The following is a 14,797-nucleotide window of genomic DNA, read 5'->3' on the forward strand; positions in this document are numbered from 1 at the left end:
GAGCTAATCGACAGGATTGATTTTTCTTTGCACAAAATTAATCTCGTTGAAACATTTATACTTTATTCTCGGCCTCATTTTTATCAACCTTACTGTACTGGCACAAACAGGTGTCATTAAAGGAAAGATCAGCTCCGCCGACGGGCAGCCTGCAGCATTTGTAACAATTGGATTAAAAGATACTAAAAAAGGTACCCTGACCGACGAAGCAGGTCTCTTTACATTGAAGAATGTAAAGCCCGGTAATTATACACTGATCATCTCTTACACCGGCGCTAAAACACTGAACCAATCCGTAACCATTGGCGCAGATGAAGTAACCGCAGTAAATATCGCACTGGAAGCAACCGCCAGCCAGTTGAACGAAGTAGTGGTAGACGGCACTAAAACAAGAACCATCAATAAAAGACCGGTAAGCATCGGCAAATTACCGGTACCGGTAATGGACCTGCCGCAAAGCGTGTCCATCATCGGCCATGAAGTACTGGAAAACCAGCAGGCACAACGCCTCAGCGACGTGGTAAAAAACATCAACGGCGTATACATGGCCTCCATGAGAGCCGGTACCCAGGAAACATTCAATGCCCGCGGATACGGATTTTCCAGCACCAATACCTTCAAAAACGGCGCCCGCGTTAACTCCGGCGCTATGCCCGAAATGAGCTCCCTCGAAAGGGTAGAAGTGCTGAAAGGCAGCGCCGCCATCCTGTATGGTAACGTTTCTCCCGGTGCTGTGATGAACATGGTAACCAAACAACCCAAATTCAATTTCGGTGGTGAAGTAAATCTCCGTGCCGGCAGCTACGGATTACTGAAACCCGCTTTCGATGTATACGGCCCCCTGTCGTCAAAGATAGCCTACCGCGTAAACGGTACCTTCGAAACAGCCGACAGCTACCGCGACCAGGTACACTCCAAACGATATTATGTAAATCCTTCCCTGCTGTTCAAATTGAGCGACCGCACGGAATTAGTAGTGCAGGCAGATTACCTGAAACACGATTTTACCCCCGACTTTGGTACTGGTTCCATCGGCGATACCGCATTGATCAAAGTGCCCCGCAATACTTTTTACGGCGCTCCATGGCAATATGCACATACACAACAAACCACCGCATCTGCCAACATCAAACATAAACTGAACGATAACTGGGCAATAACCGGCAATATCGCTTACTCTAAATATTACAGGGACTATTACTCCATCGAAAGGATCCAGGCAAAAGGCGACAGCACCTGGGCCCGCCCGCTGGGAAGAAATGGTACCAATGAAGATTACTACGCCGCACAGGTGGATTTAACCGGTAACGTAAGAACCGGCGCCATAGAACATACGGTTCTCGCCGGCGTGGACGCCGACAGGTACCTCACAGGCACCTACGGCTACACCGTACCATCCATCAACAAAACCACCGGTATCTACGATATCATCAATGTATACGAACCCAATAAGTTCCCATACCGTACCGATATGCCGGCAGACACGCTGAAAACCGTTCTCAATGCACCGGTAAACAGGTTAGGCGCTTACGTACAGGACCTGATCAGCATCTCTGAAAAAATCAAAGTACTGGCAGGCGTGCGGTTCTCTTACCTGCAAACAGAAGCCCCGGTTACCTATAACTTTAAAGGTGGCAAAACGGCCGGTAAATCCAAATACGATCACGCATTTTCACCGCGCTTCGGCCTGGTGTACAAGCCTATCGCTTCTACCGCAGTATTCGCCAGCTACTCCACTTCATTTACGCCCAACAGCGGCCAGGATATCTATGGCGCAAACCTGAAGCCATCCACTATCGAACAATATGAACTGGGTGTGAAAAATGATATCCTGAAAGGACGTTTGTCCGTTAACGTTACTGCATACCGCATCCGTAATAACAACTACGCACAAATGGCGGCGTTTTTAAGCGATGGCACCACCGTTAACAGTAACACCAACATTAAAACACTGATCGGCGAAACCCTCAGCCAGGGCGTGGAACTGGATATCGCAGGGCATCCTGTAGCCGGTCTGGATCTGATAGCAGGCTACAGCTATAACAACATGACCATCGAAAAAACATCAGGACTTAACGGCAGCTCCATAGAAGGCGAACGCCTGGTAGGTAACCCCAATCATACCGCCAATGCCAGCGCATTCTATACCTTACAGGAAACAAAACTGAAAGGTCTGAAACTCGGCGTTGGATACTACTACCTCGGTCAGCGCTACGCAGGCTGGAACAACACGGTCAATCAAACACAAAAATATAACCGCCTGATTTCTGTTCCCGGTTTCTCTACCCTCGACCTGAGCGCCGGATACGCTTTCAAACGCTTCGCAGTAATGGGTAAAGTATCTAACGTTACCAACACCTACAGCTACTACGTACACGAAAACTACAGCATCAATCCAATACCGCCTACGCAGTTTACGGGCACGGTGTCTTACAAATTCTAATGCGCGGATTTTGTCTTTCTCGCTGATTACGCTGATTATACTGATTACTCGGATTTTTACTTTTTGATTTATAGAGGATTAAGGGAGATAGAAGCGGATACTCGCTTTTATCTCCCTTAATTATTAATCTAAAAATCCAAAAAAATCCAAAAGTAAAAATCCGAGTAATCAGTATAATCAGCGTAATCAGCGAGAAAGACAAAATCCGCTCCAAACAATTTCGCGGCTTAGTTGTTCAGTAGGGAACCGTTTTATTCACTCCTCAAGTACAGCATGATGAACAGAGCAATTATCACTTGCATCCTTTTTATATGCATAAGCCAGTTATTGTTTGCCCAGGACGCCAATTATTGGTCTGGAAACTATGGCCCTGGTGGCTTTTTTACGCCCGGTGCTGTTATTGCTAATAATAAAGATAGCGGCGTTCTTTTTTATAATCCCGCATTGCAGGCGCTTACCAGAAAGAAAACCGCTTCTATTTCAGGAACCGTGTACCAGGTGGAGTCCATCAAAATAAAAGATGGCGCCGGTACCGGGAAAAGCCTGCATTCACGTATCACTTCCAGCGTGCCCCAGATGTTATCCGGCATCGTGTCCCTGGGCCGCAGGAAACCCGTTTATATCGGCTATGCACTTACACATACTGCGGTGCTGAATTACAATGTATCCCAGCAACAGGATACAAAGCTCAATGTGGTTGACGGCAGCGGGAGCCCCGGACTGGAATATTATCTTGGTCAGTACAATTTTCAGAATCTTACCCGGGAAACCTCTGCCCTTATCAGCACAGGGTTTAAATTGTCTGACCGCTGGGCCATCGGTTTTATGGCAGAAGGACAATCCCGTTCCCAGCATTACAGTGAAACCGTTTCCGCCCGTGCACTGATTGGCAGCAATACCTCCAGCACCCTGCCACTGGCCAGTAACGAGGGTGCGTACCAGGTGGATTATCATCACATCGGCTTAAAACTAAAGGCCGGTTTAAGCTATGAAGTAACGAAACATCATTTCGGGTTTTTGTTGTCGTCGCCCCTTATTCATATACGTGGACGGGGAACTTTACTGAGCAACATGGCCATCGCCAATGTCCGTTTCCTGGACGAAGACCCCATCAACCTGCTGGCGAACACGCGGCAGACTAACCTGAAGACGAACTACAAAGTGCCCGCCAGTGCGGCGTTTGGATATGCATATGACTATCGCAAAGGACAGGTGTATATGGCGGCGGAATACTTTCTGAAAATAAAAGACTATAATATCCTCACCCCGCGGCCTGAAATTTTTCAAAGACCCGACACCGGGAATAGTAATTCATCCGCCATTGCATTGCTGGAAATGAGGGAAGGCAGAAAGGCCATTTTTAATATGTCCGTTGGCGTTAGTTACCAGCTGAAGCCGCAGTTAACAGGCTATTGCTCCCTCAGAACCGATTTCAACTACGCCAGCAGGGAGAATACCGATGGCTTTTCGCCTAATACGTCTACATGGGATAACTATTACTGCCAGCTGGGGGTAAATATCAAAAGAAGACAGTATAATCTCCGCACAGGCATTTTGTTGGGCTACGGCCATACCGGCAGTTACCAGCAACCTATTAACTTCGATGATCCGAAAGAGTCTAATCTCCTAACAGGTACCATTGGCGCGGTGCCGGCTACACGCGTTACGGCCGCTTTGATGATTGCCTTTATTCATAACCTGTAATACCCTTAGATCAGCCCTTTCAATATGGCCACACTCTTCGTCAATTCCTCGTTTGAAGAAGAGGCAAAGCCAAGCCGCACGGCATTGGCATGGTAGTTACGGTATTGATGGGCTTTACCATCCGAAAGGAATAACCCCTTGCCAAGGGCCCTTTGTGCTAATTTTTCCAGGTCGATCGATGGGTCAAATTCCGTCCACACGGTCATGCCGCCCTCGGGAATGGTGAAGCTTACTGCATCACCCAATTCACGGTGTAACAGGTCGCAGAAAAGGTTGCGCCTTTTTTCATATACCGGCAAGGCCTTTCTGAGATATCGTTGCAACGTGCCGTCATTTAACAGGCCGGCCATGGCATTGTCTAAAATATGGTCGCCCTGCCGGTCCAGCAGGATACGGACTTTCGCCAGGTGTTCAATAACGTTTTCTGCAGCCACCAGGTACCCCATACGGAAAGCAGGCGAAAAACTTTTGCTGAAAGACCCGCAGTAAATAACCATGCCGTTTTCATCGGCGCTTGCAAGCGGTAATAACGGGCGGTGTTTATAGTGAAAGTCAAAATCATAATCATCTTCAAAAATGATGAAACCATATTCATTGGCCAGCCGGAGCAGTTCCAGTCTTCGGTCCAGCCGCAGCGCTACCGTGGTGGGATAATGATGATGCGGGGTTACATACACCATTCTGACCTTTCTTTTCTTACAGATCTTTTTAAGTTCGTCGACCACCAGGCCGTTTTCATCCACGGGTATGGTAATATGTTTCGCGCCGGCGTGAGCAAAGTTAAGTTCCGCTCTATTCCAACCCGGCACGCCGGAAACAATAACATCGCCTTCTTCAATCAGCGCGTTACATACCAGGTTTACGCCCATTAACGTACCTCTTACCGAAAGAACATTTTTGGCCGTAGTCTTTAATCCCCTGGTTTCATTCAGGTAATGGGATAAGGCATCCCTGTAAAAATAGGAGCCGCCCGGGTGACTGTAACTACCGAATTTGTGATAAAGACCGCTTCTTGTCAGTTGGTTCCGGTAGGCCCGGTACAGTTCTTTTATTGGCGCCAATGCCGGGTCAGGAAATCCGTCGTCTAAATGAAGCTCCGCACTCACCAGTGAAATTTCTGCATAAGGTTTCGGCGTAACAGAAAATCCTGCCTTTTTTTGAACTGCCGCTGTACCGCCATGCCGCAGGACATGGGGCGCCGGTTCCGGAATATGCGACGACACAAACGTACCACGCCCTACATAGCTTTCCAGCCAACCCTGCATCTGCAGCTCTTCATAAGCCTTGGATACCGTAATCCTGTTGAGGCGCAGCAGGGCGGCAACATCCCTTGAACCGGGCAGCTTTTGCCCTGAACGCAGTTTCCCGTTTTTTATCAGCAACAAAAGGGCATCCGCAAACTGAAGATAAACGGCCCTGCCGGAAGAAGGGTCGAAACGCAGGCCATCAAAAAACTGTGCTAAAATTGGACTACCCATTTTATTATAATTGGACTACAAATGTAATCCAATTTATGGGTAGTTTTGATCCGGAAAATAGTACATATGGAGAATATCATCATCAGGAAAGTAACGGATACCGATATGGCGCAGTTGCAACAAATCGGCCGGCAAACCTTTTACGAAACATTTTCGGCCACGAATACCGAAGAAAATATGACTAAATACCTGGAAGAGGGTTTTACGACAGAAAAGCTCTCCGCCGAATTGAATAATGAAGGCTCGTCATTTTATTTTGCGGTATTGGATGATAAGGTAATCGGGTATCTGAAACTGAATACCGGGCAATCACAAACCGAGTTGCAGGACGACAAAGCACTGGAAATTGAACGGATCTATGTGTTACAGGAATTTCATGGCAAAAAAGTGGGGCAAATGCTTTATGAACAAGCGATGCAAATTGCAACGCAGGTAAATGCCCACTACGTTTGGTTAGGTGTTTGGGAAGAAAACCAGAGAGCCATCAGCTTTTACACGAAAAATGGTTTTGCGGCGTTTGATAAACATATTTTCAAACTGGGTGATGATGAGCAAACAGATATCATGATGAAGAAAATTTTAAAATAAGACCAATGATTTTTAACATACAACCTACGTTAGAAAACGAAAAAGTAATGATCCTGCCGTTGCAGCAGGAAGATTTCGACGCTTTATACGCCGTGGCATCAGATCCGGAAATATGGGAGCAGCATCCCAATAAAGACCGCTGGAGAAAAGAAGTATTCGGGGTATTCTTTGAAGGAGCCATGCAAAGCAAAGGGGCCTTTAAAATAGTGGACAAAGCCACCGGGAATGTTATAGGAAGCACACGGTTTTATGAATATAATGAGCAGGAAAACAGCATATTTATAGGTTATACGTTTTATGCCAAATCATATTGGGGAACGGGCGTTAACCATTTGGTAAAAGCGACCATGCTGGAGTATATTTTCCAATTCGTTTCATCGGTTTACTTCCATATCGGGGTAAATAATATCCGTTCACAAGTATCCATTGGCCGTATTGGGGCAAAAAAGATTGCCGAACAGGAAGTGATTTATTTTGGAGAAGCGCCCAGGCTGAATTTTGTGTATGAAATCAGCAGGGAAGCCTGGCAGGGATAAGTGAAAAGCCCCGCCGGATACCGGGTTCTGCAAATTGGCACTCCGTTTGGAACTATAAGGTTATAAATAACAAGATCATGAAAAAGATATTGATTGTCACTTGTTTAGCTATAGCCGGTTTGTTTTATGGGAATACCGGTTCGGCACAGGTCGGGATAAATGTAAATGTGAATATTGGTAATCAGCCGCTTTGGGGTCCTGTTGGATACGACTATGCAGAATACTATTATCTGCCCGATGTGGATGCCTATTATTACGTGCCTGAACGGCGCTTTATATACCTGAACGGCGGAAGATGGATCTTCGCCCCATCATTGCCCGCCAGCTATCATTACGATTTAAACAGGGGCTATAAAGTGGTGGTGAATGAACCAAGGCCATACCTTCATCCGGATGTATACCGCAGTAAATACAAAAGGTATAAAGGTAATTATGGCAAACAGCAGATCATCCGTTATAGCAACGACGAAAAATATTACGTGGTAAAAGGACATCCAAAGAATGGAAAATATAAAGAAGGGAAAGGTAACAACGGAAAGGGCAACAATGGGAGAGGCAATAACGGGAAAGGTAATAACGGAAAAGGACACGGTAAAAAAGACTAGTTTTTCAGCATTATTCCGGCATCCATTGTTGTTGTTTATTTTTTAACTTTTAAAACAACAGTTAACGCCTATGGCAAAACAAACAGGGTTGCTCCGCTTTACCGGTAAGCTGGGCAATATCATTGGTTACCGGAGGAACGGAAATTACTTCGTTCGCACCATGCCGGAAGCAGTAAGGCAAACTGCCGCTACCCGGAAGGCTTCCAGGAACTTTGGCGTTGCTAGCAGGAAAGGAAAACTGATCCGGCGGGCCATCATTCCACAGCTGCATATTCACCACGACGGGGCGCTCGTTAACCGGCTAAACAAAGCCTTGATACAAACAAGCAGTGATAGTCTCCGCGGCCTCGAAGGATTCCGGGTAAACCGCTACACCGGAACGGAACAATTCTTCCCTCATCCGCCAGTGGTTTCACAACAAGGCCTGTTAAAAATACCGGCGCAAAGTTTACCGCCGCAAGGAGAGGCTTCCCACCTGGAAGTTACGGTAACGGCCGTACGTATCTGTTTCCGGGAGCGCCGGATTACCGGCCGTAGCAGCACCACCGTCATGCTCGACTTACACCAGCCTTTCAACGGTTTGGAACTGGAAGCCAATACACCAGGAAAAGGAACCCTGCTGATCATCTTGCAGGTAAGAAGTTTTAATGGAACCATTGCAACGGGTAACCGCCGTTTTTTCGCGGCAGATATAGTAGCAGTAATGGCGCCTGCAGCCACCAAACAAAAGCGTCTCAAGGCCGGCAGCATCCCTGATGTAAGAAAGCGATGGTCCCTTCAGCCAGAACCAATCCGCATCAGTCGCAGGCCCCAACACCCGGCAGCTCAACGACAACGGGAATGAAGCAACGCCATTCTCTCTCAAAAAATTATTTTTTACGCAACGAAGAGCCGCTCTTCGCCAACCCTCATGCGCCTACACAACAAATTGCCTGGTTTTCCATCTGCTTAAACATCACATACCCCCAAATACTCACAGAAACCTGTCTTTTAAGCCTCCTTTTCCCCCGGTTTATTAAAAGCATCTCATCAAAAGAACACCTCCTGATCAAGTCCACCTCAACGACACGTTAAAAGTAATCCTCCTCCATGTCTCTCCCTATCCCACAGTATCTCCCATCTATCTCACAATAATCCCCCAAAGTAAAAATCAAGCAAATAAGTATAATCAATGTAATCCTGCTCCAAGACAATTTCCGGGCCGCCGAAGGCGACCCGGTCATCAGTTATCTACTCGTAATCTTCGTATTAATGGCACTGTGTACCTTTTCCAGTAACTCACCCCCTGAGAAGGGCTTCCTGATAAAATCGTCACCCGGACATTCTTCCATTAAGGAGTCGATATCTTCTGACGCGGAAATGATCAGTATCGGTATCTCCCTCGTGTCAGCATGTGATTTCAGGTGTTTGCATACTTCCAGTATACTGTGGTCCGGTAGCTGACTGTTTAAGATGAACAGATCTGGTTTCTCAAATGACCCTTTCAATAATAATTCAGCATCATTCAAGAAAGATATCTGGTAATGCTTCTTAAGCAATGATGATAAAAGCAATTTTATATCAACATCGCTTTCTGTGATTAGGATTTTCCTGGTCATAGCAATACGATTTGATGTGCCCGTATCATAAACCAATATCGCACCAAAAACGGGAATTTTACTTCTTACTGATTGTTTATCAATAATTTAAGGGTGATGATAATTTTATGTTTTTGGATATTTTATGAAGATAATTTTCTACAATCCGAGGTAGAAACCGGGCGTTACCGGTACATGGATACCAGTTCCTGCATGCTCACCGCATGCGTATTAATAGCTATCTCCGCTTCACCGGATGCAACATGGCATACGTAGCCGGGCATGATGGGTACCGCGCTAAGCTGCCAGGTGTGTTGATGATAAGAAACCGCATCATTCATAACGTTAAGCAGGTGCAATGCTTCATTCAAACCTGTGCCGGCGGCTTTTAATACGGCTTCCTTCCGGGTCCAGTACCGGTAAAAAATTTCCGGTGATGCCGGATCGTTACGGATAGCATCCCATTCTTCCGGGGTAAACTGCTGGTGAAAGTCTTCAACAGATAATGATGTGGGCTTTTCAATGTCAATACCCACATCACCTTTGCCGGCAACCGCACATACCACTATATTACCTGCATGGGAAATGTTGAAATCGGGTGCCCCTTTAATAAACGGCCGCCTGTGTACCGTGTATGCGATATCAGCCAGCGAATGGCCGGGAAGGGCATATTGCAGCAAACGCTTGCCCAGCAAACCGGCATGGGCATCTTCCCAACGTCTGAACCGCTGTATGCCCGCCCTCATACCTTCCGGCAGGGCGGCCACCAGCCCGTTGAAAGTTTCCGCGGGCAGGGGTGTATCATAACAACTGTAATAAACAGAGATAAGGGTCTTCGGCATTTTTTTATCAGGTTAAGAAAAAACGCTCGCAGGTGCTGCACCTGCAATCTACTCCGGAATTTTCACATTTTTTTTGCAATTGCATTTAATATTTCTTGTTAAATTGGCCGCCGTTTAGGAAACATCGGATCACTATTCTCCACCGCTATATGGAGAAGTAAATAGCTATTATTTCATCAGAATATAATTATTATTTATTAATCTTATGTTAGCAATGTCAGCAAGGAACAACCACTATCGCCGGCGGATTACGCTGAATCCGCATTCTCTTTTTTATTTTTTGCTTGTATCCGTTTTATTCGCTAAACAGGGAATTGCCCAGGGAAACAATCATTCATCACCACCTTTTACGGCAAGACTCATTAACATTGAAGCCGCTACCAACACCACGTTTACCTACAACACCCGGCTTCATAACGGATCTGCCGCATCCCGTGTCTATCAACTTTCTGCAAGCCTGCCCGCCGGATGGAACTCCTCCTTTAAAGTAGAAGGCGTACAGGTAACATCGCTGAACATCGATTCAGAAAAGACCCAGGACATCACCCTGGAAATTAATCCGGCCATTGAAACAAAACCCGGCAAGTATAATATCCCCGTGCTGGCCATTACCGGAACAGATACCGCGAAGCTGGATCTCGAAGCGGTAGTGAAGGGAAGCTATGCGGTCACACTCACCACGCCATCAGGCAGGCTAAGCGATGAAGTGACCGAAGGAAACCGGAAAGAAATTCACCTGGTGGTGAAGAATACGGGGACGATTACGCTCGACAACCTCGACCTCTCCGCACAGGCGCCCCCGCAATGGGAAGCGGCATTTGTTCCCTCCACCATTACCCGACTGGAACCGGGAAAAGATGCGGAAGTTACCGCTACACTGAGTGTGCCGGACAAAACACTCGCAGGTGATTACGTCACCAACTTCTCTGTTAAAAATACCAATGCCAACGCCAGTGCAGCTTTCCGTATGATGGTGAAAACATCTGCACTCACAGGATGGCTGGGCGTATTGGTGATAGTGGCCGCACTTGGCGCCGTTTATTACCTTATCCGTAAATATGGCAGGAGATAGCAGCTTATGGAACAACCAATTATTGAAATAAATGGGCTGACCAAATACTACGGCTCCCTGAAGGCCGTGGACAACCTCCATCTCACCATCGGGAAGGGCGAAATATTCGGACTGCTCGGACCTAATGGTGCGGGTAAGTCCACCACTATATTAATGCTCCTCGGCCTCACAGAACCTTCCGCAGGCGAAGCGCGCATCTGCGGGCTAAATGCCTCCCGGAACCCGATCCCGGTAAAACGAAAAGTAGGGTACATGCCCGATAGTGTTGGTTTCTACAATGAACTCACCGCATTGGAAAACCTCACCTACATAGGGCGGCTCAACGGCATCCCGGAAACAGAAGTAACAGGCGTTGCCCGGAATATGCTGGAGGAAGTAGGTCTCGGTGCAGCCATACACAAAAAAACAGGCGCCTTTTCCCGCGGCATGAAACAACGGCTTGGCCTGGCGGAAGTACTGATCAAACAACCGGAAGTAATTATCCTCGACGAACCCACGTTGGGTATTGATCCCACAGGTGTGAGGGATTTCCTGGAGCTTATCAGGCAATTAAACCAGCGCCAGGGCCTCACCATTTTGTTGTCGTCACATCACCTGCACCAGGTGCAGCAGGTGTGTAACCGTGTAGGCATATTCGTTGGCGGACACTTACTGGCGGAAGGTAATATTGAAACGCTGGCGGCCAACTTATTCAACACCGCGCCCTTTATGGTGCAGGTAACCATAAAAACACCCATCAACGATGCCGGCGCACTGGAAAAAGAACTCCTCCAAATGCCTGCAGTCAGTAAGGTAAACGCCGATGGAACCCTGGTGGAAATCTCCGGCCAGGAGAACATTACCCCCGACATTGTGCGTTTCTTTGTGGGCAAAGGTTTTGATGTTACCGGCGTACAGCAGAAAAGCTATGGCCTCGATGAAATCTATCAACAATATTTTGAAAATAATTTAAAGGAAAATACATCCAATGAAAAGTCAGGTGGCTTATTTCAACGGTCTTTTTTCGGCAGGTTCAAAAAGCGTTGAGAAGAAACAAAACAGCGCAACGAATCCATTTTTTGTGATGGTGCGCAAGGAAGTGGCCGATCAGATACACAGCTGGCGGTTTATCATTTTAGCCGGACTGATACTGCTTACTTTCCTGGGCTCCATGTATGTGTCCATGACCAATATCAGCAAAGCAGTGTCCAATGCGGGCGATCCTGACCGGTTGTTTTTATACCTGAAGCTGCTCACCACCACGGATGGTACGCTACCTCCTTTCCACGTATTTGTGGGTTTCCTGGGGCCGTTGCTGGGTATTAGCCTGGGCTTCGATGCTATTAACTCTGAGCAATCCAACGGTACCCTGATCCGCCTGATGGCACAACCGGTGTACCGCGACTCCGTGATCAATGCAAAATTTGTAGCGTCACTGATTGTTGTCAGCACATTGTTCCTGTCATTGAACTTACTGATGATCGGCGGCGGCCTCATTATTACCGGCGTAGGGATTGAGCCTTCAGAGTTTGTACGTATCCTGTGTTTTGTAGTGTTAAGTGTGATCTACGTATCGTTCTGGCTGAACCTTTCCATCCTGTTGTCCGTAAAGTTTCGTCAAACGGCTACCTCCGCATTAACGGCCATCGCTATCTGGTTATTCTTTACGGTCTTCTACCAGGTGTTGCTGAATATTATTGTGAAAGCATTCCTGCCGGATCCGGATGTATTAAGCCAGGATCAGTTGCTGGCCTATAACAGGATTATTTTAACCTTCCTGCGCTTTATACCAAGCCAGCTGTATACCGATGCCACTACCACGCTGCTGATGCCTTCTGTACGCAGCCTGGGGCCACTCACTATGGAGCAGATGGCAGGGGCCATACCGTCGCCGCTTTCCGTGCGGGAAAGCCTGCTGGTGGTATGGCCGCAGGTAAGCGGTTTGATCGCCGCCACTGTAGTATGCTTCGCGCTTTCCTATTATCTTTTTATGCGAAGGGAAATACGTACCTGAGCATCTGCTGTATTCCCCGCGTCACTCGTCCGTTCTGAAGGGTGATGCGGGCAACAGCTCCCGGTTATATAAATTAGGATTCACCGGGTTATCAGACCATGCATAACGGACGTATTTGGGTGCACTGATCTCGTCGCTCCATACTGTCACTTTATTCCCCTCTATTTTCGCATTGGCCGGAACGAATTTCTTATCAGCCCCTGCAATCTCAAAGGTGGATGGCGCCTCGCCATCATTGGTGATCAGCCCACTGCCCGTATCGGTGAAACTGATAACGATGCTGTTTTCCCTGGTAACAGCCGATTGGTAAAGCGGGCCGCTGGAGGTAATATTTTCTTTGTAAGCCACTTTCATGGCGCCAAGAGCCAGGCGTTCACCCACCGCTTTTTTATTATCAGGATGAACGTCGTTCCACTCGCCCAGGTCAATCGCCACCGCCATCGCCGTATTGGGAACCGACAACGCCTTAGCTTGTGACTCCCTCATCATGGCCCAGCTGCTTTCTGTTGGAAGGTAGGTGTAGTCCATAAATCCCGGGAGCTGCACATACAGAAAGGGGAGAGTGCCCTGGTTCCATTTAGCTCTCCAGTCGCTGATCAGCGCCGGTAGCAGCTTTGCATACTGCCTGGGCTCACCGGCATTCGTCTCGCCCTGGTACCAGCAAAAACCTTTTATGGTATAATTGATTTCCGGGAACACCATCGCGTTATATAATGCAGCGGGTTGGTTTTGCAGGTTGATACCCGCGGTTACGCCTTCGCGGGGTAAAGGCCTGAAAACGGCGCCCACTTTATACTGCCAGTCGCCTTTTAAATCAACGGTATCGGTACCGGAGAAAATGCAATAAGGTTTATCCGGTACAAATCCTCCTTTGCCGGCGGTATTGGTAACACGCACCACGAACAGGTTTTTACCTGCTTTCAGCACACCGGCCGGTACCTGGTACCTGCGTTGCGGATACAGGTAAGTAGTGCGCCCCACCTGTTTGCCGTTGATGTAAAGTTCATCCGCATCCACGATCCGTCCCAGGAATACTTTAGCGGGCTTGCCGGCCATCGCAGCAGGGAGTTCTATTTCCCGGCGATACCATACCACGCCATTTAAATCCTTAATGCCCTGGTCTTCCCAGTAACCGGGAATATTAATCCTGCGCCAGCCTTTCGGGCTATACGCCTCGTCGTACCATTTATCGGTTCCTGCCAGTCCTGCGTCTGCCGGTGGTTTCACCGTATTCACCGGTTGCCGTTTGAAGCTGTTGAGATAAGCGGTGTCTTTATTTTTGTTCATCGTTGCCGTGGCCGCAGGGAATTCTTTCAGGCCTTTTTCACTCATCCATGCTTCAATCGGCGTTCCGCCTACGCTGGCATTAATGATGCCTACTGGTACTTTGTATTTTTCGTAGATCTTTTTCGCGAAGAAATAGGCGACTGCTGAAAATGGCCTGGTTTCTTCTCCTATGGCCGGTTTCCAGTAACCGGTGGGCAGGTCGGGGATGGGGCCGGATAAGCCGGTGCCACCTGGTACCAGGAACTGCCTGATCTGCGGGTAGTTCGCTTCCGCAATTTCGCGGGCATATATTACATCGTGAACATTCAGTTGATGCGCCATGTTCGACTGGCCACTGCAAAACCATACATCTCCAAACAGGATATCATGCAGGGTAATTTTATTACCCGCAGTAATCTCCATGTTGTAAGGCCCACCGGCTTTAGTAGGCGGCAAATGCACTTCCCAGTTGCCATTTGCATCCGCCTTCGCCTGGTATGTTTTGCCATTGAAACGGACCTGCACCTTTCCATTACTGGTAGCCCATCCCCACAATTTTATTTTTTCATCCCTTTGAAGGATCATGCTGTCGCGGATAAGCCGGGGTAATTTCAACTGTGCGAACCCGCTGAATACGGCGAGCAGGAATAACTGGAGGAGAATTATCTTTTTCATATCAGGAACTTTAAAACG

At 47.7% G+C, this 14,797-nt stretch carries 13 protein-coding genes; 9 read left to right on the forward strand and 4 right to left on the reverse strand.

What is annotated here, in order from left to right; translation table 11 throughout:
• Nucleotides 1-46 precede the first annotated feature (46 nt).
• Nucleotides 47-2,443 (forward strand): TonB-dependent siderophore receptor, encoded by a 2,397-nt coding sequence (locus AB6805_RS28750; RefSeq protein WP_370912881.1) that lies wholly within the window; start codon nucleotides 47-49, stop codon nucleotides 2,441-2,443.
• Nucleotides 2,444-2,719: 276 nt separating this feature from the next.
• Nucleotides 2,720-4,147, forward strand: coding sequence for a hypothetical protein (locus AB6805_RS28755; protein ID WP_370912882.1), 1,428 nt, complete (start codon nucleotides 2,720-2,722; stop codon nucleotides 4,145-4,147).
• A 5-nt stretch (nucleotides 4,148-4,152) separates the two neighbouring features.
• Here the strand turns inward: AB6805_RS28755 and AB6805_RS28760 are convergent, their stop codons facing one another.
• Nucleotides 4,153-5,625 (reverse strand): PLP-dependent aminotransferase family protein, encoded by a 1,473-nt coding sequence (locus tag AB6805_RS28760; RefSeq protein ID WP_370912883.1) that lies wholly within the window; start codon nucleotides 5,623-5,625, stop codon nucleotides 4,153-4,155.
• A gap of 66 nt (nucleotides 5,626-5,691) precedes the next feature.
• On the opposite strand from AB6805_RS28760, the gene AB6805_RS28765 reads away from it, so the two are divergent.
• The 4 genes from AB6805_RS28765 (at nucleotide 5,692) to AB6805_RS28780 (ending at nucleotide 8,198) form a co-directional block, all read left to right on the forward strand.
• Nucleotides 5,692-6,213 carry an N-acetyltransferase family protein gene (locus tag AB6805_RS28765; protein ID WP_370912884.1) on the forward strand — a complete coding sequence of 174 codons (522 nt, stop codon included), beginning with the start codon at nucleotides 5,692-5,694 and terminating at the stop codon, nucleotides 6,211-6,213.
• A 5-nt stretch (nucleotides 6,214-6,218) separates the two neighbouring features.
• A complete protein-coding gene (locus AB6805_RS28770) occupies nucleotides 6,219-6,749 on the forward strand; it encodes a GNAT family N-acetyltransferase (protein WP_370912885.1) in 531 nt (176 codons plus the stop codon).
• 77 nt (nucleotides 6,750-6,826) lie between these two features.
• Nucleotides 6,827-7,354: a hypothetical protein gene (locus tag AB6805_RS28775; protein WP_370912886.1), complete on the forward strand. Its 528-nt coding sequence runs from the start codon at nucleotides 6,827-6,829 to the stop codon at nucleotides 7,352-7,354.
• A 70-nt stretch (nucleotides 7,355-7,424) separates the two neighbouring features.
• Nucleotides 7,425-8,198, forward strand: coding sequence for a hypothetical protein (locus tag AB6805_RS28780; protein ID WP_370912887.1), 774 nt, complete (start codon nucleotides 7,425-7,427; stop codon nucleotides 8,196-8,198).
• Between the two features lie 382 nt (nucleotides 8,199-8,580).
• Here AB6805_RS28780 and AB6805_RS28785 read toward each other — a convergent pair whose 3' ends face one another.
• Nucleotides 8,581-8,952, reverse strand: a complete 372-nt coding sequence (locus tag AB6805_RS28785) for a response regulator (RefSeq protein WP_370912888.1) — start codon at nucleotides 8,950-8,952, stop codon at nucleotides 8,581-8,583.
• A 164-nt stretch (nucleotides 8,953-9,116) separates the two neighbouring features.
• Nucleotides 9,117-9,773, reverse strand: a complete 657-nt coding sequence (locus tag AB6805_RS28790) for a 4'-phosphopantetheinyl transferase superfamily protein (protein WP_370912889.1) — start codon at nucleotides 9,771-9,773, stop codon at nucleotides 9,117-9,119.
• Nucleotides 9,774-9,987: 214 nt separating this feature from the next.
• Between AB6805_RS28790 and AB6805_RS28795 the strand changes: the two genes are divergently transcribed.
• Genes AB6805_RS28795 through AB6805_RS28805 form a run of 3 tightly spaced genes read left to right on the forward strand, consistent with a single transcriptional unit; the run spans nucleotide 9,988 to nucleotide 12,838 of the window.
• The gene (locus tag AB6805_RS28795) at nucleotides 9,988-10,845 is read left to right on the forward strand and encodes an NEW3 domain-containing protein (protein WP_370912890.1); all 858 of its coding nucleotides are present in this window, start codon (nucleotides 9,988-9,990) and stop codon (nucleotides 10,843-10,845) included.
• A gap of 6 nt (nucleotides 10,846-10,851) precedes the next feature.
• A complete protein-coding gene (locus tag AB6805_RS28800; protein ID WP_370912891.1) occupies nucleotides 10,852-11,871 on the forward strand; it encodes an ABC transporter ATP-binding protein in 1,020 nt (339 codons plus the stop codon).
• On the forward strand, nucleotides 11,813-12,838 hold the full coding sequence (locus AB6805_RS28805; protein ID WP_370912892.1) for an ABC transporter permease: 1,026 nt from the start codon (nucleotides 11,813-11,815) through the stop codon (nucleotides 12,836-12,838). The genes AB6805_RS28800 and AB6805_RS28805 overlap by 59 nt, the downstream gene beginning before the upstream one ends.
• Nucleotides 12,839-12,859: 21 nt before the next feature.
• Here AB6805_RS28805 and AB6805_RS28810 read toward each other — a convergent pair whose 3' ends face one another.
• Nucleotides 12,860-14,779 (reverse strand): sialate O-acetylesterase, encoded by a 1,920-nt coding sequence (locus AB6805_RS28810; RefSeq protein WP_370912893.1) that lies wholly within the window; start codon nucleotides 14,777-14,779, stop codon nucleotides 12,860-12,862.
• Nucleotides 14,780-14,797 lie beyond the last annotated feature (18 nt).

The organism is Chitinophaga sp. RCC_12, from assembly GCF_041360695.1.
GTDB lineage: Bacteria > Bacteroidota > Bacteroidia > Chitinophagales > Chitinophagaceae > Chitinophaga.

Coding starts and splice junctions, on each gene's coding strand:
- AB6805_RS28755 (WP_370912882.1), top strand. CDS start 2,720: ATGAACAGAGCAATTATCACTTGCATCCTTTTTATATGCATAAGCCAG.
- AB6805_RS28800 (WP_370912891.1), top strand. CDS start 10,852: ATGGAACAACCAATTATTGAAATAAATGGGCTGACCAAATACTACGGC.
- AB6805_RS28795 (WP_370912890.1), top strand. CDS start 9,988: ATGTCAGCAAGGAACAACCACTATCGCCGGCGGATTACGCTGAATCCG.
- AB6805_RS28780 (WP_370912887.1), top strand. CDS start 7,425: ATGGCAAAACAAACAGGGTTGCTCCGCTTTACCGGTAAGCTGGGCAAT.
- AB6805_RS28810 (WP_370912893.1), bottom strand. CDS start 14,779: ATGAAAAAGATAATTCTCCTCCAGTTATTCCTGCTCGCCGTATTCAGC.
- AB6805_RS28790 (WP_370912889.1), bottom strand. CDS start 9,773: ATGCCGAAGACCCTTATCTCTGTTTATTACAGTTGTTATGATACACCC.
- AB6805_RS28785 (WP_370912888.1), bottom strand. CDS start 8,952: ATGACCAGGAAAATCCTAATCACAGAAAGCGATGTTGATATAAAATTG.
- AB6805_RS28760 (WP_370912883.1), bottom strand. CDS start 5,625: ATGGGTAGTCCAATTTTAGCACAGTTTTTTGATGGCCTGCGTTTCGAC.
- AB6805_RS28770 (WP_370912885.1), top strand. CDS start 6,219: ATGATTTTTAACATACAACCTACGTTAGAAAACGAAAAAGTAATGATC.
- AB6805_RS28765 (WP_370912884.1), top strand. CDS start 5,692: ATGGAGAATATCATCATCAGGAAAGTAACGGATACCGATATGGCGCAG.
- AB6805_RS28775 (WP_370912886.1), top strand. CDS start 6,827: ATGAAAAAGATATTGATTGTCACTTGTTTAGCTATAGCCGGTTTGTTT.
- AB6805_RS28805 (WP_370912892.1), top strand. CDS start 11,813: ATGAAAAGTCAGGTGGCTTATTTCAACGGTCTTTTTTCGGCAGGTTCA.